This window comes from Pseudomonas sp. S3_B08, from assembly GCF_054667725.1.
On the sequence record NZ_CP162750.1, the window covers coordinates 2307868 to 2325867 of the forward strand.

At 59.7% G+C, this 18000-nt stretch carries 23 protein-coding genes; 13 read left to right on the forward strand and 10 right to left on the reverse strand.

What is annotated here, in order from left to right; genetic code table 11:
- Positions 1 to 123: 123 nt before the first annotated feature.
- A complete protein-coding gene (locus tag AB4N73_RS10395) occupies positions 124 to 729 on the reverse strand; it encodes a DUF6338 family protein (protein ID WP_236168669.1) in 606 nt (201 codons plus the stop codon).
- 189 nt (positions 730 to 918) lie between these two features.
- Entirely contained in the window at positions 919 to 1254 is a 336-nt protein-coding gene (locus tag AB4N73_RS10400) for a hypothetical protein (RefSeq protein WP_056789890.1), read from the reverse strand.
- Positions 1255 to 1438: 184 nt separating this feature from the next.
- On the opposite strand from AB4N73_RS10400, the gene AB4N73_RS10405 reads away from it, so the two are divergent.
- Positions 1439 to 1678 carry a hypothetical protein gene (locus AB4N73_RS10405; RefSeq protein ID WP_041480783.1) on the forward strand — a complete coding sequence of 80 codons (240 nt, stop codon included), beginning with the start codon at positions 1439 to 1441 and terminating at the stop codon, positions 1676 to 1678.
- Between the two features lie 64 nt (positions 1679 to 1742).
- Here the strand turns inward: AB4N73_RS10405 and AB4N73_RS10410 are convergent, their stop codons facing one another.
- Positions 1743 to 1940: a DUF2188 domain-containing protein gene (locus AB4N73_RS10410; RefSeq protein ID WP_252867771.1), complete on the reverse strand. Its 198-nt coding sequence runs from the start codon at positions 1938 to 1940 to the stop codon at positions 1743 to 1745.
- Positions 1941 to 2158: 218 nt separating this feature from the next.
- On the opposite strand from AB4N73_RS10410, the gene AB4N73_RS10415 reads away from it, so the two are divergent.
- Complete coding sequence (locus tag AB4N73_RS10415) at positions 2159 to 2521, forward strand: NUDIX hydrolase (protein ID WP_256810114.1); 363 nt, start codon at positions 2159 to 2161, stop codon at positions 2519 to 2521.
- Positions 2522 to 2524: 3 nt separating this feature from the next.
- Here AB4N73_RS10415 and AB4N73_RS10420 read toward each other — a convergent pair whose 3' ends face one another.
- Both AB4N73_RS10420 and AB4N73_RS10425 read right to left on the reverse strand, forming a co-directional pair.
- A complete protein-coding gene (locus AB4N73_RS10420; protein ID WP_016775073.1) occupies positions 2525 to 2767 on the reverse strand; it encodes a DUF1652 domain-containing protein in 243 nt (80 codons plus the stop codon).
- Positions 2768 to 2872: 105 nt separating this feature from the next.
- A complete protein-coding gene (locus AB4N73_RS10425; RefSeq protein ID WP_460143389.1) occupies positions 2873 to 3772 on the reverse strand; it encodes a polysaccharide deacetylase family protein in 900 nt (299 codons plus the stop codon).
- Positions 3773 to 3970: 198 nt separating this feature from the next.
- Here AB4N73_RS10425 and AB4N73_RS10430 point away from each other — a divergent pair, with 198 nt between their 5' ends.
- Positions 3971 to 4651: an SOS response-associated peptidase gene (locus AB4N73_RS10430; protein ID WP_150741033.1), complete on the forward strand. Its 681-nt coding sequence runs from the start codon at positions 3971 to 3973 to the stop codon at positions 4649 to 4651.
- Between the two features lie 263 nt (positions 4652 to 4914).
- Positions 4915 to 5187 carry a hypothetical protein gene (locus AB4N73_RS10435; protein WP_041480791.1) on the forward strand — a complete coding sequence of 91 codons (273 nt, stop codon included), beginning with the start codon at positions 4915 to 4917 and terminating at the stop codon, positions 5185 to 5187.
- 44 nt (positions 5188 to 5231) lie between these two features.
- Here AB4N73_RS10435 and AB4N73_RS10440 read toward each other — a convergent pair whose 3' ends face one another.
- Positions 5232 to 5375 carry a hypothetical protein gene (locus tag AB4N73_RS10440; RefSeq protein WP_164488351.1) on the reverse strand — a complete coding sequence of 48 codons (144 nt, stop codon included), beginning with the start codon at positions 5373 to 5375 and terminating at the stop codon, positions 5232 to 5234.
- A gap of 129 nt (positions 5376 to 5504) precedes the next feature.
- Here AB4N73_RS10440 and AB4N73_RS10445 point away from each other — a divergent pair, with 129 nt between their 5' ends.
- The gene (locus AB4N73_RS10445) at positions 5505 to 5891 is read left to right on the forward strand and encodes a DUF2784 domain-containing protein (protein WP_041480792.1); all 387 of its coding nucleotides are present in this window, start codon (positions 5505 to 5507) and stop codon (positions 5889 to 5891) included.
- On the opposite strand, the gene AB4N73_RS10450 is transcribed toward AB4N73_RS10445, so the two are convergent.
- Positions 5888 to 6415 carry a DUF3087 domain-containing protein gene (locus tag AB4N73_RS10450; RefSeq protein WP_460143390.1) on the reverse strand — a complete coding sequence of 176 codons (528 nt, stop codon included), beginning with the start codon at positions 6413 to 6415 and terminating at the stop codon, positions 5888 to 5890. The genes AB4N73_RS10445 and AB4N73_RS10450 overlap by 4 nt on opposite strands.
- 222 nt (positions 6416 to 6637) lie before the next feature.
- Here AB4N73_RS10450 and ppnN point away from each other — a divergent pair, with 222 nt between their 5' ends.
- Complete coding sequence (ppnN, locus tag AB4N73_RS10455; RefSeq protein ID WP_056789275.1) at positions 6638 to 8011, forward strand: nucleotide 5'-monophosphate nucleosidase PpnN; 1374 nt, start codon at positions 6638 to 6640, stop codon at positions 8009 to 8011.
- Positions 8012 to 8211: 200 nt separating this feature from the next.
- Here ppnN and AB4N73_RS10460 read toward each other — a convergent pair whose 3' ends face one another.
- Positions 8212 to 9615 carry an FAD/NAD(P)-binding protein gene (locus tag AB4N73_RS10460; RefSeq protein WP_460143391.1) on the reverse strand — a complete coding sequence of 468 codons (1404 nt, stop codon included), beginning with the start codon at positions 9613 to 9615 and terminating at the stop codon, positions 8212 to 8214.
- Positions 9616 to 10179, reverse strand: a complete 564-nt coding sequence (locus AB4N73_RS10465; RefSeq protein ID WP_056789270.1) for a helix-turn-helix domain-containing protein — start codon at positions 10177 to 10179, stop codon at positions 9616 to 9618.
- Positions 10180 to 10264: 85 nt separating this feature from the next.
- Here AB4N73_RS10465 and AB4N73_RS10470 point away from each other — a divergent pair, with 85 nt between their 5' ends.
- The 7 genes from AB4N73_RS10470 (at position 10265) to AB4N73_RS10500 (ending at position 17428) form a co-directional block, all read left to right on the forward strand.
- Positions 10265 to 11200, forward strand: coding sequence for a DMT family transporter (locus AB4N73_RS10470; protein ID WP_150635049.1), 936 nt, complete (start codon positions 10265 to 10267; stop codon positions 11198 to 11200).
- Positions 11201 to 11370: 170 nt separating this feature from the next.
- Entirely contained in the window at positions 11371 to 14289 is a 2919-nt protein-coding gene (locus AB4N73_RS10475; RefSeq protein ID WP_460143393.1) for a monovalent cation/H+ antiporter subunit A, read from the forward strand.
- On the forward strand, positions 14289 to 14633 hold the full coding sequence (locus AB4N73_RS10480; protein WP_016775082.1) for a Na+/H+ antiporter subunit C: 345 nt from the start codon (positions 14289 to 14291) through the stop codon (positions 14631 to 14633). The genes AB4N73_RS10475 and AB4N73_RS10480 overlap by 1 nt, the downstream gene beginning before the upstream one ends.
- Entirely contained in the window at positions 14630 to 16309 is a 1680-nt protein-coding gene (locus AB4N73_RS10485; RefSeq protein WP_095180236.1) for a monovalent cation/H+ antiporter subunit D, read from the forward strand. Before AB4N73_RS10480 ends, AB4N73_RS10485 begins: the two co-directional genes overlap by 4 nt.
- Positions 16306 to 16794 (forward strand): Na+/H+ antiporter subunit E, encoded by a 489-nt coding sequence (locus AB4N73_RS10490; protein WP_041480806.1) that lies wholly within the window; start codon positions 16306 to 16308, stop codon positions 16792 to 16794. Before AB4N73_RS10485 ends, AB4N73_RS10490 begins: the two co-directional genes overlap by 4 nt.
- Positions 16791 to 17069 carry a K+/H+ antiporter subunit F gene (locus tag AB4N73_RS10495; RefSeq protein WP_041480807.1) on the forward strand — a complete coding sequence of 93 codons (279 nt, stop codon included), beginning with the start codon at positions 16791 to 16793 and terminating at the stop codon, positions 17067 to 17069. The genes AB4N73_RS10490 and AB4N73_RS10495 overlap by 4 nt, the downstream gene beginning before the upstream one ends.
- A complete protein-coding gene (locus tag AB4N73_RS10500) occupies positions 17066 to 17428 on the forward strand; it encodes a Na+/H+ antiporter subunit G (RefSeq protein WP_041480808.1) in 363 nt (120 codons plus the stop codon). Before AB4N73_RS10495 ends, AB4N73_RS10500 begins: the two co-directional genes overlap by 4 nt.
- A 114-nt stretch (positions 17429 to 17542) precedes the next feature.
- Here AB4N73_RS10500 and AB4N73_RS10505 read toward each other — a convergent pair whose 3' ends face one another.
- Positions 17543 to 17983: a DUF3995 domain-containing protein gene (locus AB4N73_RS10505; RefSeq protein WP_460143395.1), complete on the reverse strand. Its 441-nt coding sequence runs from the start codon at positions 17981 to 17983 to the stop codon at positions 17543 to 17545.
- Positions 17984 to 18000 lie beyond the last annotated feature (17 nt).

Sequence of the window (18000 nt, forward strand, 5' to 3'; positions counted from 1 at the left end):
TGTATTTGAGCGGAGGCGGAGCGCTCGGGGCTTTGATCAACGGCTCCTCCAGCGGCTTGCCGTCAGGCCCTGTGAACAGGCGTTCGTATTGCTTTGGCATTGGTCGCGGTGCTCTTGCAGTCGTCATGATGAACCCTCTGATACCGGGCTGAATTCAACCCACTTAACTTGCGCGGAATCTATCAGCAAAATTTCGGCACCAAAAGGAGTCGACTTGCCATCGTCATTGACCCAACGTGGATTCTGCATCACGAACTGGCCGCAACTGGATTCGGACGGCCACTCGACAGGCCAGCCAAACACGCGCCTCTCGTCATGTAAATGCAGGGTTATGAACCGGTCGAATTGGGCGAAGGCGCAGAACCATTCACTGGGGAAAGAAGATTGTTTCGTGACGTTTCGCTTACGTAACCAGCCGTGCAATTTGTCACTCGTTGCCAGGTAACAGGCAAACAATCCCAGCATCAGCGAAAACATAAATGCCCAGAGCGTTTGCGCCCGATCATCCCAGTTTCCTAATGAAAAACCCTTCGAGCCAATCCACAAACAGAGGTTGCCCACCGCCAACACCGCGCCCTGAATCACAAAAGTAAATATCAGCGCCTGCACGATCTGGCCGAACGTATCCGGTCGCTTGAATGCCGTAAGTGAATAGAAGATCCAGGTCGATAGAAAACCTGGGATTAGATACTGCAACAGCGGAATGATGTCCTTGACCAGATCATCCATGATCCGAGGCTCCTTTCAGTCATGCCGAACCCGTCACGGGCCGACATTCAAAGCCTAGTCAAGGATCCTGCTGCGCCTCGCGGGCAACTGTCACAGCTCATTGCGAGCGTTTGGCTGGAGTCTCCATCCGATGAAAAAAGGCAGACACCGAACTTCGGTGTCTGCCTTTTTTGAGATCCGGACGCCCGGTTACAGGCAATCACGCACCGATTGGCGCAGCGACCCGGACTTGGCCCACGGCGGCCCCTGGTAGAGGGACACCTTGCTGCCGTCCTTGTATTTGACGATATCGAGAATCTCATCCGCCGTGATAATGCTCGGCGCGGTAATCCGGTAGCCGTTGGAAATCGACGTCTGCGAGGTCCTGGCAACATCCTTCTGCCACAACGGTAACAAACACGCAGCATATTCCTTGGGTGGCTTGTCACTGGCCTTGCTGAGGTTTGGCTCGCCCGGCACCAGCGACGCCGGTAACGAGCACCCCGTCAACAGAGCAAGTGCCAGACTGCCGATCCATACGCGCATGTTGTTTACCTGTGCGGAAAAAAGCTGAATGTACCGTTTAACCGCTTGCACATCCATCGTGGCAACCCGCCGTTACCGGCGTTTGGACAATTTTTCACATCGGTTCAGCCGGGCGTCAGATGACTTGGCCGCATCCGGGAAAATGCGACTACTCTTTTCTACCGAGAACGTTCAGGAGGTGATCATGCGGCTCAATGAATACGAACACGAACTTCAACGGGATTTGCAAAGCGTGGCGTCGGACCTGAGATGGTCGGCGGTCGATCTCAAGCGCATCGCTGAACAACTGCGTAAATCCGGCAACGAGGCAGACGCCCAGACCGTGTTGCGGTCGTGCGAAATCCTGCAAAGCGACGAAGAGAGATTGCAGATCTATGCCAAGGAGGTAAAAGCCCGGACCATCAGCCGAATCAAGGTGCACTGACAAGCGATCCAAAGCCACAAATAAGAAGCCCCGGTCGAAACCGGGGCTCTTTCGTTATAACGCATCAACTGACGTTCTGGCTTTGCACCCGTTTGGGGCGTTGCTTGTAACCAGGAAGCGCCGCCGCATAGGCCATCGCTTCCTCCCTGCTGGTGAATGACGCCAACCGGTCGCCCTGGGTGCAGACCCGCCACGGGCCGCTGTTCACACTGAGCACATCGTAACCATTCATGTGCAGCTTGTTCAGCATTGGAATGCTCATAAGCACCTCCCTTTTGCCAACAGTGTTTTCGGTGTACGGGCTTACCTTACACCCGCTCCCCGCTGCGGTGTGAACCGGATTCACCCTGGCACCTGTCAATTCACTGGCACTTTTTGCTATGTAAATGGCTCCGAATCAAGAAGGAACCTTTAAAACCGCCTGCGGCTCGAATATTGCAGTTTGATTACCGATTTATGACAAGCATCAACAGGGCAATCATGAAAGTACGCGCCACCGTCATTTGCGAACAGGATCGCCATATCCTCCTGGTCCGCAAACCCCGCCATCACTGGTCATTGCCCGGCGGCAAGGTCGAACCCGGGGAAACCCGTGCGGCGGCAGCCGTGCGCGAGTTGCAGGAGGAAACCGGGCTCAATGCTGATGAAGTCCTGTACTTGATGGATCTGCAGGCAGGCAGTACGCGACATCATGTTTATGAGGCTTCGGTGATCAATATCGACGATGTGCGCCCTCAGAACGAAATCGTCGATTGCATCTGGCATCCACTTGATGCCGTGCACAATCTTGAAACCAATGACGCGACACGGCGCATCGTGCAGGCCTTTCAACGGCGTTTATAACGATCAGCCGGCGAACGCCCGGCGACCGGCGCTGATTTCCGTGCGCAACTCACCGATGAAATTGGAAATATCGCGAATCGTCACCAGATGTTCGGGAGAAACGCCGTCAAGCAACAACTCGACACGCCCACTGCCCGGCTCATACACCTTGATCCGCAACAGACCTTGTCCGGTCGGTGTGCAATCACACTTGAACGTGGGGAAGCCTGACTCGACGATCCGGCAAATATCGGCAATGGCAAGCATGGGCGGGCGCCTCGCAGGCGGAGAATCGATCCATCGATCATAGACCCACGGTCTGTTAATTGCCCGCTCGGGAATGCCAAGCCGATCACAACTCACTCACGTCATTCAATGCGCATCATGATCCCAGATCCAGTTCCACATACCGGGCAGATTCACCGGCTCAGCGCTTTGCTGAACCGTACGCGCCAACGCGGCTTTTTCCATTGCGGCCTGATTGTCGTAGAACGGCTTGTCCGCCAGTCTGACCCCGGTCGCCGCCGCGCTATCGAGCAGAATCTGCAGATATTCGCGAGTGTGGCGCGCGGTGTAGCGATTGAGATCATGGAACGTCACCACGACCGGAATCACGCCATCCACGGTCGGCAATTGACCCACCGCGATGCGCTCGCGCACTTCCGATAACTGCCGCAGCATGTTCGCCCGACGCCGAGGGCTGGCGTTGAAGCCCCAGATCTTGCCGTCGTTGGCACTCAGGTCCGTGAGCAAGACGTGCAAGCCGTGTTTTTGATAGGCCGCAAATGTGCGCTTGTCGTAGTTCCAGAACGGTGGGCGCAACAGCTTGGGCGGCGCTCCGGTGATGGCGGCAATGTCAGCGCTGCCATCGGTCAGCGATTGCTCCAGCTCTTGCGGATCGAGCGAGCGATGGTTGGTGTGCCAGTGGGTTGCGGTGTGAAAGGCGAGAATATGCCCCTCGGCGTGTTCACGACGCATCAGGCTGCGACCGATCTCGCTGTCGCCTGCCCTGGGTGCTCGGGTCTGCACGAAAAACACGGCTTTGATGTCTGCCTGCAGCGGATTGCTTTTGAGGCTGTCGAGCACCGTCGCCGTGGGATTCCACCATCCTGAAGCGCTGGGGCCATCGTCAAACGTCAGCAGAAAACGTACGGGGGCCTGTGCCTTCAGGCGCGTTTCGGTTTGCGTGGTCATTTCAATCGGCGCGGCGATGCAACCGGCCAGACCGAGCGCGATGAGCGCAACACAAAGAAGTTTGCATCCGGATGTCATGTCTTGCCCCGAGGCCGCGGCCGTGGTGTTGTCGAATGGCAAACCTCCCTCGCCTTTGTCCATCCCTGCGCGGCTATCCGCGAGCGCAGGTTGGATAAGGTACACAGGGTTTGGTTCCGGTGCTGGTTCCAGTGCGTCATCGGCCAGGCACGTCGGCATGTCCGACTAGACTCAAATTTCCTCAAGGAGATTTCAGCCATGTGCGGAAGACTCACGCAGTACCGTGGGATTCACGATTTCGTCGCGGTGCTCAGCATCCCCGATGCGTTGATCAATCACGTTGGCGATGCGCAGCTCAATCGCTACAACGCAGCGCCCACCACTGCGCTGGCGGTTCTGCATCAGCACGAACAGGCTATTCATGCCGACAATCTGCGCTGGGGCTGGCGGCCGCATTGGGCCAAGGATCGTGCCGCGCCCATCAACGCACGGGTGGAAAAAGTCGCCCACGGCGCGTTCTTCCGGGCGATCTGGCGGCAGCGGCTGATTGTGCCGGTCGACAACTGGTTTGAATGGGTTGATACCGGGGAAAAATCCCGCCAGCCCTGGTTGATTCGTCGGGCGGATCAGGCTCCGGTTTTCTGTGCTGGTATCGGCCAGTTTCCGGCACCGGGGGTTGCGCCGAGGGAGGACGACGGGTTCGTCATCATCACCGCTGACAGCCTGGGCGGCCTCCTCGATATTCACGATCGCCGCCCGGTGGTCTTCGATTCGACGCGGGCTCGGGAATGGCTTGATCCGGCTACGCCAGTGGAGCGCGCCGAGCAGATGCTGCTGTTTGAAGGCGAGCTCAGTGATGCCTTCGAATGGTACAAGGTCGGCAAAGCGGTCGGTAATACGCGTAATCAAGGTGCGCAATTGATAGAACGAGTCGACTAAATAATTACTTCACTGCTGCGTTAATCAAGCGAGCCCGTCACTGAATCCCGCGCGTTACAAAAAGTGTTTCAACCGCGATACAACCTCCGTAAAACAGCCGTTTGAGCGAATCAACCGCCTGTCAGACATTTCGACAGTCATGCATACATTTCCCCGCGCTGCGGATAGCATGCGCGCCGCCTTTCCGATTGGTATACCAGTTGACCAAAGAGTCAAAGAAATCAGGAATCCATCAACAACTTTCAAGCCTTGCAGAGAAATAAGTGAGCGACGATTTTGCAATCAAACAGGTCAGCGGCCTGAAGTGTGTCCATCTGTCCAAGACAGAACGCCTGGAACTCGACTGTTTTATCGGCCATTACATCAAGACCCGAAACCTGCACAGCGTGCCCGATATCGAACGCACCCTGCGCAGCACCCTCGAGGGTTATCCCGGCCATCCGCCGGTGATGGTCAATGAGCTCAATGCGTGGATCGATCGAACGTTGGGGTATCGAGCGACCTACCCGGATTTCACGCAGCTGGAAGACTTCTGAAACGCGAAGAGCCCCGCTGATGCGGGGCTCTTCGTATGCGCTGTTCAAGGTTTCAGAGGACGCTCCTGATCGCGGTCCGACAGCTCGCGGCTGTCATCATGCTTCCAGGTTTTTTCCTGCCTCTTCTGCTGCTCGATTTCTTCTTCCGTTGGCTCATCATCTTCCGCGCGCGTTTGCTCAGTTGCCATGTGCACCTCACCTCAGAACAGTTGATGATCGTTAAAGGGTAGAACACTTTTGCGCGCCCAGATTCACCAACGCATTTTGTCCCGCGCGGCGTACCATAGCGCCATCTCCCCTTACGTCAGGAAGACGCCATGCTGTACCGAATCGCCGCCGACGGGCTGGTGCTGTTTCACTTGTGTTTCATCTTGTTCGTACTGTTCGGCGGGCTGCTGGTGCTGCGCTGGCCACGGTTGATGTGGCTGCACCTGCCGGCGGCTGCCTGGGGCGTAGCGGTCGAGGTGTTGCACCTGACCTGTCCGTTGACCTACTGGGAAAACCTCATGCGCCACGCGGCCGGGCAGACCGAATACGCCGGCGGCTTCATTGAGCATTACATCTGGCCGATCATCTACCCGGCCGGTCTGACGCCGCAGATTCAACTGGCACTTGGCAGCGTGGTGCTGGCGGTCAACCTGTTGGTGTACGCACGACTGCTGCGTTCGTGGAAACTGCGCCGCGCCCGGCGCATTCCGTTTTAACGCGAGGCCGGTTTCAACGTTTCCAGCCACTGCGGATCGAAGCGTGGCTGGTCAGGATCAAGGCCCAGCGCCTGCATCCGCGCCTTGTGCTGTGCGACTTCGCCACGCAGTTGTCCATGATCGCTGGAGTTGCCGTCCAGCTCATGCATCTGCAGCAGTCCCAAGTGGTAGAAACGCAACACCTTCATCGCCGTCGGATCGTTGTTCTGCGCCGCCGCTGTTACCTGATGCATCATATTGGTGATGCTCATCAGATTGCGCTTGAGGCGCCAGCTGTACACCGCCGGGGCCATCCAGGTCTGATGCCAGAAACGTCCGCGCAACAGCGCCGCCGTCAGCAGAAACGCCACAAATACCCCGCCCACGTTGAATCGCAGATTATCCCCATCGGGCTCGCCAAATACCGCCACCGCGACAGACGAAAACAGCATGGCCAGCAGCAGAAACAGCACGGCGATGATGATCGTGCTGCGGCGGGTCTGCTGACGAAAGGTAGCGGGGTCCATCGGCTGAATCTCGAACATCGAAAATGACTTCCTTGAGTGACAAAACGCGCAACGGAAAAAACTCGCCGGCGCATTATCGCATCGCACCGGGTTTTAGCTATGCTGGGGCTCCTTTTCATCTTTTCAAAGTCCAACGGGACATGGCGGTATAGCGCAGATCGTGCCATCTTCATTCATGGATACACACTATTCGGATGCCATCCGCTGCGTTGTGGATGACATCGTTTTAAGGATCACTGCATGACCCAAAGACACGTAATCAATGCCTCGGTCAGCCCGAAAGGCAGTCTGGAAACCCTTTCTCAACGTGAAGTCCAGCAACTGAGCGAAGCCGGATCCGGCAGTACCTATACCCTCTTCCGCCAGTGCGCCCTGGCCATCCTCAACACCGGCGCGCATGTCGACAATGCCAAGACCATCCTCGAAGCCTACAAGGACTTCGAAATCCGTATTCACCAACAGGATCGCGGCGTACGCCTGGAGCTGCTGAACGCTCCGGCCGACGCGTTCGTCGACGGCGAGATGATCGCCAGCACCCGCGAAATGCTCTTCAGCGCCCTGCGCGACATCGTCTACACCGAGAACGAACTCGACAGCCAGCGCATCGACCTGAGCAATTCCCAAGGCATCAGCGACTACGTGTTCCACCTGCTGCGCAACGCGCGCACCCTGCGCCCGGGCGTCGAGCCGAAGATCGTGGTGTGCTGGGGCGGCCACTCGATCAATACCGAAGAATACAAATACACCAAGAAAGTCGGCCACGAACTGGGCCTGCGCAGCCTCGACATCTGCACTGGTTGCGGCCCTGGCGTGATGAAAGGTCCGATGAAGGGCGCGACCATTGCCCATGCCAAACAACGCATTCACGGCGGTCGCTACCTCGGCCTGACCGAGCCAGGCATCATCGCCGCCGAAGCGCCGAACCCGATCGTCAATGAGCTGGTGATCCTGCCGGACATCGAAAAACGTCTGGAAGCCTTCGTCCGTGTTGGCCACGGCATCATCATTTTCCCGGGCGGCGCCGGTACGGCCGAAGAGTTCCTGTACCTGCTCGGCATCCTGATGCACCCGGACAATGAAGGTCTGCCGTTCCCGGTGATCCTCACCGGGCCGAAGCATGCCGCGCCGTATCTGGAACAGCTGGATGCGTTTGTCATCGCGACCCTCGGCGAAGAAGCCAAACAGCATTACGAGATCATCATCGATGATCCGGCCGAAGTAGCGCGGCAGATGACTCAAGGCTTGAAAGCGGTGAAGCAGTTCCGCCGCGAGCGTAACGATGCGTTTCATTTCAACTGGCTGTTGAAGATCGATGAGGGCTTCCAGCGTCCGTTCGATCCGACCCACGAAAACATGGCCAACCTGAAACTGCACCGCGACCAGCCACCGCATGAACTGGCGGCCAATCTGCGTCGGGCGTTTTCCGGGATCGTCGCCGGTAACGTCAAGGACAAGGGCATTCGTCTGATCGAAGAGCACGGGCCGTATCAGATCCGTGGCGATGCGGCGATCATGCAGCCGCTTGATGCACTGCTCAAAGCCTTCGTCGCCCAGCACCGGATGAAACTTCCGGGTGGCGCGGCGTATGTGCCTTGCTACCGGGTCGTCGCATAATCTCAAGCCGTCACAAAAGCCCAATGTGGGAGCTGGCTTGCCAGCGATAGCGGTCTTTCATTCAACAGAGACGTTGAATCAGATGACGCTTTCGCGAGCAAGCTCGCTCCCACAGGATTCATGGTGTGGCGCAAGTTGTGTTCACAACCTCAATACTCTGTGGGAGCGAGCCTGCTCGCGAAGAAGCCCGAAAGAACACATTAATTTTTCGGGCTATCCACCAACCGCCCAGCCAACGCTTTGGCCTGCGCAGCGACGTCCGTCACCGCCGTACTCTCCCACCACATCCCGCGCAACGGCGGGCCCATGGCAAACAGCTGACTACTCACGCGCCCTTCGGCATCCACCACTGCGCCATCCTTTGCCGAGATCCCCAGCGCCAACGGCCCCGGCCGCACCAGCCCCCGCGCCAGCAACTGCTGCGGCAACGGTCGTGCGACTCGCCGCCAGTCGTATTCAATACCGCTGGAGTTGATCAGCGCTGCACCGCTGACCACGCCTGTTTCAGTCTCACCCCGAGCACGGATGCGAATGGTCACGGCATCGCCAGCGCCGGGCTCAATGCCCTTGAATGACGCGGCGTGAATGCGCAAGCGTCCTTCCTTGTGCAGCCGTTCGATCAACTCGGCACTCAGTGGCGGCGAACGATGGTGGTGACTCTCCCACCATGGCCGTACATGCCGTACGAATTGTCGACGCTGCACGTCAGTCGCCTGACTCCACAACCGCGCGATATGCGCGCGAACCGTATCCAGCGGCGCCTGCCAGTCGATGCCTTGGGCGATTGCGTCGCGACAATGTCGGCGCAATTCGCGCACCAACTGGCGTGGCGTGCGGATGCTGTGATCTGCTGCCAGAAAATCCACCCAGGCCGGCGGTTGACGGCGCACGTGCGGCAGCAGGCCATGCCGGGAGAACACCTCGATCGGCCCGCGATGCCCGGCCTGCTCCAGCGACACCACGGCATCGACCATGGTCAGACCGGAGCCGATGATCACCACGGTGGACTGCGGGTCGAGTTCGCGCATGGCCGCCACATCCCGGGGATCAAGCGCGGCGGCATTAAGGCCACTGGACTGCGTCTGCGGCGTGCGGGCGGCGGGAAACATGCCGGTGGCCAGCACCGCCTGCGACCCACGCAAAATCCGGCCATCACTCAAGGTGAGCTGCGTTGAGCCGGAATCGCTTTGCAGGTCGACGGCTTCAGCACAAATATGTTCAACGGTCGAACCTTGCAGCGCGCCCACCGCCCGGGCCTCAGCCAGACGCTGTTGCACATAGACCCCGAACAGGCCGCGCGGCGGAAACAGCTCACTGACCGGCACATCCTGCTCGGCAGATTCCGGCCAGCCGCCGCCGGCAATATGCGCGGTCAGCCACTGCGTCAGATCATCAGGATTATCCGGATCGACGCTCATCCGCGCCGCGTTGCCGTTCAGCGTATGTCCCAACTCGACTGCGCTGTAAGCCTCACCACGTCCCAGTTCAGCGCGAGGCTCGATGATGAGAATCTTTCGTTGCCCCGGCAACCGGAGCAATTGCACTGCCAGCATCGTGCCGCTAAGGCCGCCGCCGATGATCAGAATGTCCGCAGGCTGCTCCATTCAGATCACCACATTACGCACGAACCGCGCAGCCACATCGCCATCGTTGCGGTAGGCATGCGGTTGATTGCTGGCGAACATGAAAAACTCTCCTTTGTTGATGTACTGCGGCTGATCGCCGAGCATCAGCGTCAGGCAACCCTCAAATACGTAGATCTGCTCGCTCCAGCCATCGGCGTCCGGTTGTGACGGATAAACTTCGCCCGGTTGCAGGCACCACTCCCATTGCTCGACTTCGCGGCTCGCGGTGGCTTTGGACAGTAGCACGGCTCTGCTGCCGGGAATCGTGCCCGCCCAGGCAACCTCATTGATCCGGCTCGGGTCGCGCGCATCGTGCGCTTGGATCAGATCACTGAACGCAACGTCGAGCGCTTCGGCGACGCGATCAAGCGTGGTCAGGCTGACATTCTTTTCGCCTGCCTCGATCGCCACCAGCATCCGTCGGCTGACCCCGGACTTTTCCGCCAACGCGGTCTGGCTCATATCCGCCGCATGGCGCAGGCGTCGAACGTTCTGGCTGACGTGTTGCAGGACGGAGGCTCGCTGAGTCGAATCTTTGTGCACTATATTGCTCACTCGGTGGAGTTGGGCAGTATACTGCGCAACGTTGGCGGCATTGTGCGGCCTCCCTTTTAATGTGCGCAAGGTCATGATGTCGCCAAACAATTCTGCGTCCCGAATCCGCTTTTCCCGCTTCAGCAAAGCCGAGTGCGTGCTGGTGCTGATCACCATGATCTGGGGCGGCACGTTTCTGATTGTGCAACATGCCATGACGGTCAGCGGCCCGATGTTTTTTGTCGGCCTGCGCTTTGCGGCCGCGGCGGCGATCGTGGCGATGTTCTCCTGGCGTCATCTGCGCGAACTGACCTTGTTCGAAGTGAAGGCCGGGTCGTTCATCGGCGTGGCGATCATGCTCGGTTACGGCCTTCAGACGGTCGGGCTGCAAAGTATTCCGAGCAGCCAGTCGGCGTTCATTACCGCGCTGTATGTGCCGTTTGTGCCGCTGCTGCAATGGCTGGTTCTGGGACGGCGTCCGGGGTTGATGCCAAGTATCGGGATCATGATGGCGTTTGCCGGACTGATGTTGTTGTCCGGCCCCTCGGGGGCGGCGTTGAATTTCAGTCCGGGAGAAATCGCGACCTTGATCAGCGCCGTTGCGATTGCTGCTGAAATCATTTTGATCAGCACTTTCGCCGGGCAGGTTGATGTGCGGCGGGTGACGGTGGTGCAACTGGCGGTGACGGCGGTGTTGTCGTTCTTGCTGGTGGTCCCGACCGGTGAAGTGATTCCGGAATTTTCCTGGTTGTTGCTGGTGACCGCTTTGGGTCTGGGCGCAGCAAGTGCGGCGATTCAGGTGGCGATGAACTGGGCGCAGAAGAGTGTTTCGCCGACTAGGGCGACGTTGATCTATGCCGGTGAACCGGTGTGGGCCGGGATTGTCGGACGGATTGCCGGAGAGCGCTTGCCGGCGATTGCACTGGTGGGCGCCGGGCTGATTGTGGCGGCGGTGATTGTCAGTGAGTTGAAGACCAAGGGAAGGACCACCGAGGCAGAAGCTGAGCTGGAGCGGGAAACGCAGGCGTGACCCGCAATCTTTTCTGGCTGCTCGCGAAAGCGCCGCACCATTGTTGCCCCTGAAACAACGCCAAACACAAAATTCCAGACTACTTTGTAGGATTCTGAGACATCCTCGCGTTTGGTGATCAGGGAGCTGGCACGTATGATGCTTCACAAACTTCCGCAGATTAGAAGCCTATGTCCCTGATAGTTCTACTGCTTCTGCCGTTCATCGGCAGCTGTCTGGCAGCGGTGCTGCCGCACAATGCGCGCAATGCCGAATCGCTGCTGGCGGGTCTGGTCGCTTTGATCGGCACCGTTCAGGTCGCGATGCTGTACCCGCAAATCGCCCACGGCGGCGTGATCCGCGAAGAATTCATGTGGCTGCCCAGTCTGGGGCTGAACTTCATTTTGCGCATGGACGGCTTCGCCTGGCTGTTCTCGATGCTGGTGCTGGGCATCGGCACGCTTGTTTCTTTATATGCCCGTTATTACATGTCGCCGGACGATCCGGTGCCGCGTTTTTTCGCGTTTTTTCTCGCGTTCATGGGCGCCATGCTTGGCCTGGTGATCTCCGGCAACCTGATTCAGATCGTGTTCTTCTGGGAATTGACCAGCCTCTTCTCGTTCCTGCTGATCGGCTACTGGCACCACCGCGCCGATGCACGGCGCGGTGCTTATATGGCGCTGATGGTCACCGGTGCCGGCGGGTTATGTCTGCTGGCGGGGGTCATGATTCTCGGCCATGTCGTCGGCAGCTATGACCTGGACAAGGTCCTGGCCGCCGGCGATCTGATTCGCGCACATGCCCTCTACCCTGTTCTATTGCCACTCATCCTGATCGGCGCGCTGAGCAAAAGCGCGCAATTCCCGTTTCACTTCTGGCTGCCCCACGCGATGGCGGCGCCGACACCCGTCTCGGCCTATCTGCACTCGGCGACCATGGTCAAGGCCGGGGTTTTCCTTTTGGCACGTCTGTGGCCGTCGCTGTCCGGCAGTGAGGAATGGTTCTACATCGTCAGCGGAGCGGGCGCCTGTACACTGTTGCTTGGCGCGTACTGCGCGATGTTCCAGAACGATCTCAAAGGTTTGCTGGCCTATTCGACCATCAGCCATCTCGGTCTGATCACTTTGCTCCTGGGCCTCAATAGTTCACTGGCCGCAGTGGCAGCAGTTTTTCACATTCTCAACCACGCGACGTTCAAAGCCTCGCTGTTCATGGCCGCCGGCATCATCGACCACGAAAGCGGCACCCGTGACATCCGCAAGCTCAGCGGTCTGATCAAACTGATTCCCTATACGGCGACGCTGGCCATGGTCGCCAGTGCCTCAATGGCCGGCGTGCCGCTGCTCAACGGTTTCCTGTCGAAAGAAATGTTCTTCGCCGAAACCGTGTTCATCAACGCCACCGCGTGGGTCGAGACCAGTCTGCCAATCGTCGCGACCATCGCCGGCATGTTCAGCGTTGCCTATTCCCTGCGTTTCACCGTCGACGTGTTCTTCGGCCCCACCGCCACTGACCTGCCGCATACGCCGCACGAGCCGCCACGCTGGATGCGCGCCCCGGTCGAGTTGCTGGTCTTCACCTGTCTGCTGGTGGGGATTTTCCCGGCGCAGATCGTCGGGCCATTACTCGCCGCTGCGGCACTGCCGGTGGTCGGTGGTGAGTTGCCGGAATACAGCCTGGCCATTTGGCACGGTTTGAACGCACCGATGATCATGAGCCTGATCGCCATGTCCGGCGGCATCATCCTCTATCTGCTGCTGCGCAAGCAGTTCAAGCTCGGCCATTTCAAGTATCCGCCGCTGGTCGGCCGCTTCAACGGCAAGCGTTTGTTCGAGCGCAGTCTGGTCGTGATGATGCGCATCGCCCGGCGCGTCGAGCGGCGCCTGGGCACCAAGCGCTTGCAGATGCAGCTGTTCCTGATGGTTTCGGCCGCCGTGCTCGCCGGTCTGATCCCGATGCTGCACAGCACGCTGACCTGGGGCGACCGGCCGAAAATACCTGGTTCCATCGTCTTCGTGACCCTGTGGCTGCTGGCGATCGCCTGTGCGCTTGGCGCCGCATGGCAGGCGAAATATCACCGCCTCGCTGCACTGACCATGGTCAGCGTCTGTGGCCTGATGACCTGCGTGACCTTCGTCTGGTTCTCCGCGCCGGATCTGGCGCTGACGCAACTGGCGGTCGAAGTGGTGACCACGGTGTTGATCCTGCTTGGTCTGCGCTGGTTGCCACGACGCATGGAAGAGGTCTCACCACTGCCAGGCAGCCTGCGCAAGGCGCGTATCCGTCGTCTGCGCGACTTGCTGCTGTCGATTGCGGTCGGTGCGGGGATGGCGCTGTTGTCCTACGCCATGCTCACCCGGCAGACGCCGAACCATATTTCCTCTTTCTACCTCAGCCGTGCGCTGCCCGAGGGCGGCGGCAGCAACGTGGTCAACGTGATGCTGGTGGACTTCCGTGGTTTCGACACTCTCGGCGAAATTACCGTACTGGTCGCCGTGGCGCTCACCGTGTTCGCCCTGCTGCGCCGCTTCCGCCCGCCGAAGGAAAGCCTGCAATTGCCGGCGCAGCAACGTCTGCTGGCACCGGACGTGGTCACCGATCTGGTCAACCCGCGTTCGGCCAGCGACACCGCGCTCGGCTTCATGATGGTGCCGGCGGTGCTAGTGCGCCTGCTGCTGCCTGTCGCACTGGTGGTGTCGTTCTATCTGTTCATGCGTGGACACAATCAGCCGGGCGGCGGCTTTGTCGCCGGGCTGGTGATGTCGGTGGCTTTTATCCTGCAATACATGGTTGCCGGCACGCAGTGGGTCGAGGCGCAAATGAGCCTGCGTCCATTGCGCTGGATGGGCACCGGTCTGCTGTTCGCCACTGCCACCGGTCTCGGTGCGATGCTGGTCGGCTATCCGTTGCTCACCACTCACACCTGGCACATCAGCGTGCCGGTGCTGGGCGACATCCATATCGCCAGTGCGCTGTTCTTCGACATTGGCGTGTACGCCGTGGTGGTCGGGTCGACGCTGCTGATTCTCACCGCCCTCGCCCACCAATCGGTGCGCGGCCACAAGACGGCCTCGCTGCCCAAGTCAGTCGCCAGCAAAGGAGCCGTCTGATGGAAGAAGTCATCGCAATCGCCATCGGCATTCTCGCCGCGTCCGGGGTCTGGCTGATCCTGCGCCCGCGTACCTTTCAGGTGGTCATGGGCCTGTGTCTGTTGTCGTATGCGGTCAACCTGTTCATTTTCAGCATGGGCAGCCTGTTCATCGGCAAGGAGCCGGTGATCAAGGACGGCGTGACCCAGGACTTGCTGCATTACACCGACCCGCTGCCCCAGGCGCTGGTGCTGACGGCGATCGTCATCAGCTTCGCCATGACCGCGCTGTTCCTCGTCGTATTGCTCGCCTCGCGCGGCTTGACCGGCACCGACCATGTCGACGGCCGGGAGCCTAAAGAATGATGGCGATGACTCACCTGATCGCTGCACCGATCCTGCTGCCGCTGCTGACCGCCGCAATCATGCTGATGCTCGGCGAGAAACACCGGCCGCTGAAGGCGAAAATCAACCTGTTCTCCAGCCTCCTCGGCCTGTTTATTTCAGTGATGCTACTGCAATGGACGCAGACCACCGGGGTGCCCGGCTCCATCGGTGTGTACCTGCCGGGCAACTGGCAGGCACCGTTCGGCATCGTCCTGGTGGTTGATCGCCTGTCGGCACTGATGCTGGTGCTGACCGGCGTTATCGGCGTCAGTGCGTTGCTGTTTGCCATGGCCCGCTGGGACGGCGCCGGCTCAAGCTTTCACGCTCTGTTCCAGATCCAGCTGATGGGCCTGTATGGCGCGTTCCTGACGGCGGATCTGTTCAACCTGTTCGTATTCTTCGAAGTGTTGCTCGCCGCATCCTACGGCTTGTTGCTCCACGGCTCGGGCCGGGCGCGGGTGTCGTCGGGGTTGCATTACATTTCGATCAACCTGTTGGCATCGTCACTGTTTTTGATCGGCGCTGCATTGATCTACGGGGTGACCGGCACGCTGAACATGGCTGATCTGGCGATGAAGATTCCGCTGGTGCCGGAAGCCGATCGTGGTTTGCTGCATGCTGGCGCGGGGATTCTTGCGGTAGCGTTTCTGGCCAAGGCCGGGATGTGGCCGCTGAATTTCTGGCTGGTGCCGGCTTATTCATCCGCCAGCGCGCCGGTGGCGGCAATGTTCGCGATCATGACCAAGGTCGGCGTCTACACCCTGCTGCGCTTGTGGACCCTGTTGTTTTCCGGTCAGGCCGGCGCCTCGGCATTCTTCGGCGGCGACTGGCTCATCTACGGCGGCATGGCGACCATGGCTTGCGCAGGGCTGGCGATTATCGCCGCGCAACGCCTGGAGCGTATGGCCAGCCTGAGCATTCTGGTGTCGGCAGGCATCCTGCTCTCGGCGATCGGCTTCGCCCAGCCGAACCTGATCGGCGCTGCGCTGTTCTATCTGGTCAGCTCGACCCTGGCGCTGAGCGCGCTGTTCCTCTTGGCCGAACTGATCGAGCGCTCGCGCTCGGCCAACGAAATTCCGCTGGAGGACGAAAGCGAACTGCTTCCGCGCCCGCAAGAATCGCTGCAACCGCCCAAGGGCATCAACCTCGACGACGAACAGAAAGCCGTGGTCGGTCAGGTCATCCCGTGGACCATGGCCTTTCTCGGTTTGAGCTTTATCGCCTGCGCGCTGTTGATCATCGGCATGCCACCGCTCTCCGGATTTATCGGCAAGCTCAGCCTGATCGGGGCATTGCTCAACCCGTCGGGACTTGGCACTGCGGCGCCGCTGCCTCCCGGTGCATGGGGATTGCTGGCCCTGTTGATCCTGACCGGTCTGGCCTCCCTCATGGCCTTCTCTCGCCTGGGTATCCAGCGCTTCTGGACGCCGGAGGAGCGCCCGTCACCACTGCTGCGCAAACTCGAATGCGCGCCGATTTTTCTGCTGCTCGGGCTGAGCATTGTTCTGACGTTCAAGGCTGAACCGCTGTTGCGCTACACCCAGGCTACGGCCGATGCGCTGAACAATCCGCAGCAATATGTGCTCGCAGTTCTCGGTACACGTGCGGTGCCGAGCCCGCAAGCCAGAGCCGACATGCTCGAGGTGCAGCCATGAATCGACTGTTTCCGGCTCCGTGGTTATCGCTGGCGCTGTGGGTCTTGTGGCTGACCCTGAACCTGTCCGTCAGCCCGGGCAATCTGCTGCTCGGTGCCGCGCTGGGTTTCGCCGCGCCGCTGATGATGCGCAAATTGCGGCCGAAACGTGCGCGCATTCGCAATCCGATGGCCGTGCTGCGCCTGTTTCTCCTGGTCGGTCGTGACGTGATCATGTCCAACCTGATCGTCGCCTGGGGCGTACTCAACGCCGGACGGCGCCCGCCCAACTCATGCTTTATCAAGGTGCCGCTCGATCTGCGCGATGCTCATGGTCTGGCGGCACTGGCGATGATCTGCACCGTGGTGCCCGGCACCGTATGGTCGGAACTGGCGCTGGACCGCAGCGTTCTGTTGCTGCACGTCTGGGACCTGCACGACGAGGCGCAGTTTATCGAGCACTTCAAAAGCACTTACGAGCGACCGTTGATGGAGATTTTCGAATGAGCCCATTGCTGTCGAATGCGATTCTGCTGACGTTGTTTCTGTACTGCGTGGCGATGACGCTGACCCTGGTGCGCCTGTTCAAAGGCCCGTCAGCGCAGGATCGGGTACTGGCGCTGGATTACCTGTATATCGTCGCCATGCTGATGATGCTGACCCTGGGCATTCGCTACGCCAGTGACACCTACTTTGAAGCGGCGCTGCTGATTGCGCTGTTCGGCTTCGTCGGCTCGTTTGCCCTGGCGAAATTCCTGCTGCGTGGCGAGGTGATCGAATGAACGCCGAATTGTCTTTGTGGGTCGAGATTCCGGTGGCGGTCCTGCTGGTGCTCAGCGGCGTGTTTACCCTGCTGGGCGCAACCGGATTGCTGCGCATGAAGGACTACTTCCAGCGTATGCACCCGCCAGCGCTGGCCTCGACAATCGGTGCCTGGTGTGTGGCACTGGCGTCGATCATTTGCTTTTCAGCGCTGAAGTCCGGGCCAGTGGTGCATGCCTGGCTGATTCCGGTTCTGTTGGCGATCACCGTGCCAGTGACCACCCTGCTGCTGGCGCGGGCGGCGTTGTTCCGCAAGCGGATGGCCGGGGATGATGTGCCGGCAGAGGTGAGCAGTCGTCAGACTGAAAGTGGTAACTGATGATCATGTGGCGCCTGTGATGGCGCCATCGCTACACCAGGAATCCGCTCTCCCATGTGGGAGCGAGCCTGCTCGCGAAGCGGCCAGTCGGGTCGTCGCCAATTCCGGATCAGCTCAAACCCAAGCTACCGCCAACAACCCCGCCCCCAGCAGCGCACACAACGGCGAATACACCCAGGTATCCAGCCGCGCAAATCGCGAACCTTTCACTTCCTTGAAAAATCCGACCAGGTTCGAATCACCGATCGCTCGGGCGAACATCAACAACGCAATCGCGCTGATCACCCATTGCAGTGCCTCGTGCTGCACCGCCGGCATGCCCCAGCCGACCCGCATACAAACCAGCGCCGCAATGACCAGCAGCGCAGCGGCGACTGTCAGCGTCAGCCAGCCTGAGGGCTTGAAGGCCGGGCGTACCGAGGCCACGAAGCCCGACACCGGCACCTGCGGCACCACCACCGCAGCCGCCCATTGCCCGCCCAACGCCCAATACACGTGCATCAGGCCGATTGCCGCGAAGACAGTCACCAGCCATTGAGCCAACACAAAGGTCATGGTTGAAATCCTTCAAA

Bases quoted from the DNA above. Each gene is read 5' to 3' on its own strand.
- AB4N73_RS10505 (WP_460143395.1), bottom strand. From the start codon at position 17,983: ATGACCTTTGTGTTGGCTCAATGGCTGGTGACTGTCTTCGCGGCAATC.
- AB4N73_RS10425 (WP_460143389.1), bottom strand. From the start codon at position 3,772: ATGACATCCGGATGCAAACTTCTTTGTGTTGCGCTCATCGCGCTCGGT.
- AB4N73_RS10450 (WP_460143390.1), bottom strand. From the start codon at position 6,415: ATGTTCGAGATTCAGCCGATGGACCCCGCTACCTTTCGTCAGCAGACC.
- AB4N73_RS10490 (WP_041480806.1), top strand. From the start codon at position 16,306: ATGAATCGACTGTTTCCGGCTCCGTGGTTATCGCTGGCGCTGTGGGTC.
- AB4N73_RS10500 (WP_041480808.1), top strand. From the start codon at position 17,066: ATGAACGCCGAATTGTCTTTGTGGGTCGAGATTCCGGTGGCGGTCCTG.
- AB4N73_RS10495 (WP_041480807.1), top strand. From the start codon at position 16,791: ATGAGCCCATTGCTGTCGAATGCGATTCTGCTGACGTTGTTTCTGTAC.
- AB4N73_RS10445 (WP_041480792.1), top strand. From the start codon at position 5,505: ATGCTGTACCGAATCGCCGCCGACGGGCTGGTGCTGTTTCACTTGTGT.
- AB4N73_RS10485 (WP_095180236.1), top strand. From the start codon at position 14,630: ATGATGGCGATGACTCACCTGATCGCTGCACCGATCCTGCTGCCGCTG.
- AB4N73_RS10410 (WP_252867771.1), bottom strand. From the start codon at position 1,940: ATGAGCATTCCAATGCTGAACAAGCTGCACATGAATGGTTACGATGTG.
- AB4N73_RS10440 (WP_164488351.1), bottom strand. From the start codon at position 5,375: ATGGCAACTGAGCAAACGCGCGCGGAAGATGATGAGCCAACGGAAGAA.
- AB4N73_RS10395 (WP_236168669.1), bottom strand. From the start codon at position 729: ATGGATGATCTGGTCAAGGACATCATTCCGCTGTTGCAGTATCTAATC.
- AB4N73_RS10400 (WP_056789890.1), bottom strand. From the start codon at position 1,254: ATGCGCGTATGGATCGGCAGTCTGGCACTTGCTCTGTTGACGGGGTGC.
- AB4N73_RS10460 (WP_460143391.1), bottom strand. From the start codon at position 9,615: ATGGAGCAGCCTGCGGACATTCTGATCATCGGCGGCGGCCTTAGCGGC.
- AB4N73_RS10480 (WP_016775082.1), top strand. From the start codon at position 14,289: ATGGAAGAAGTCATCGCAATCGCCATCGGCATTCTCGCCGCGTCCGGG.
- AB4N73_RS10470 (WP_150635049.1), top strand. From the start codon at position 10,265: ATGATGTCGCCAAACAATTCTGCGTCCCGAATCCGCTTTTCCCGCTTC.
- AB4N73_RS10420 (WP_016775073.1), bottom strand. From the start codon at position 2,767: ATGCTTGCCATTGCCGATATTTGCCGGATCGTCGAGTCAGGCTTCCCC.
- AB4N73_RS10475 (WP_460143393.1), top strand. From the start codon at position 11,371: ATGTCCCTGATAGTTCTACTGCTTCTGCCGTTCATCGGCAGCTGTCTG.
- ppnN (WP_056789275.1), top strand. From the start codon at position 6,638: ATGACCCAAAGACACGTAATCAATGCCTCGGTCAGCCCGAAAGGCAGT.
- AB4N73_RS10415 (WP_256810114.1), top strand. From the start codon at position 2,159: ATGAAAGTACGCGCCACCGTCATTTGCGAACAGGATCGCCATATCCTC.
- AB4N73_RS10405 (WP_041480783.1), top strand. From the start codon at position 1,439: ATGCGGCTCAATGAATACGAACACGAACTTCAACGGGATTTGCAAAGC.
- AB4N73_RS10430 (WP_150741033.1), top strand. From the start codon at position 3,971: ATGTGCGGAAGACTCACGCAGTACCGTGGGATTCACGATTTCGTCGCG.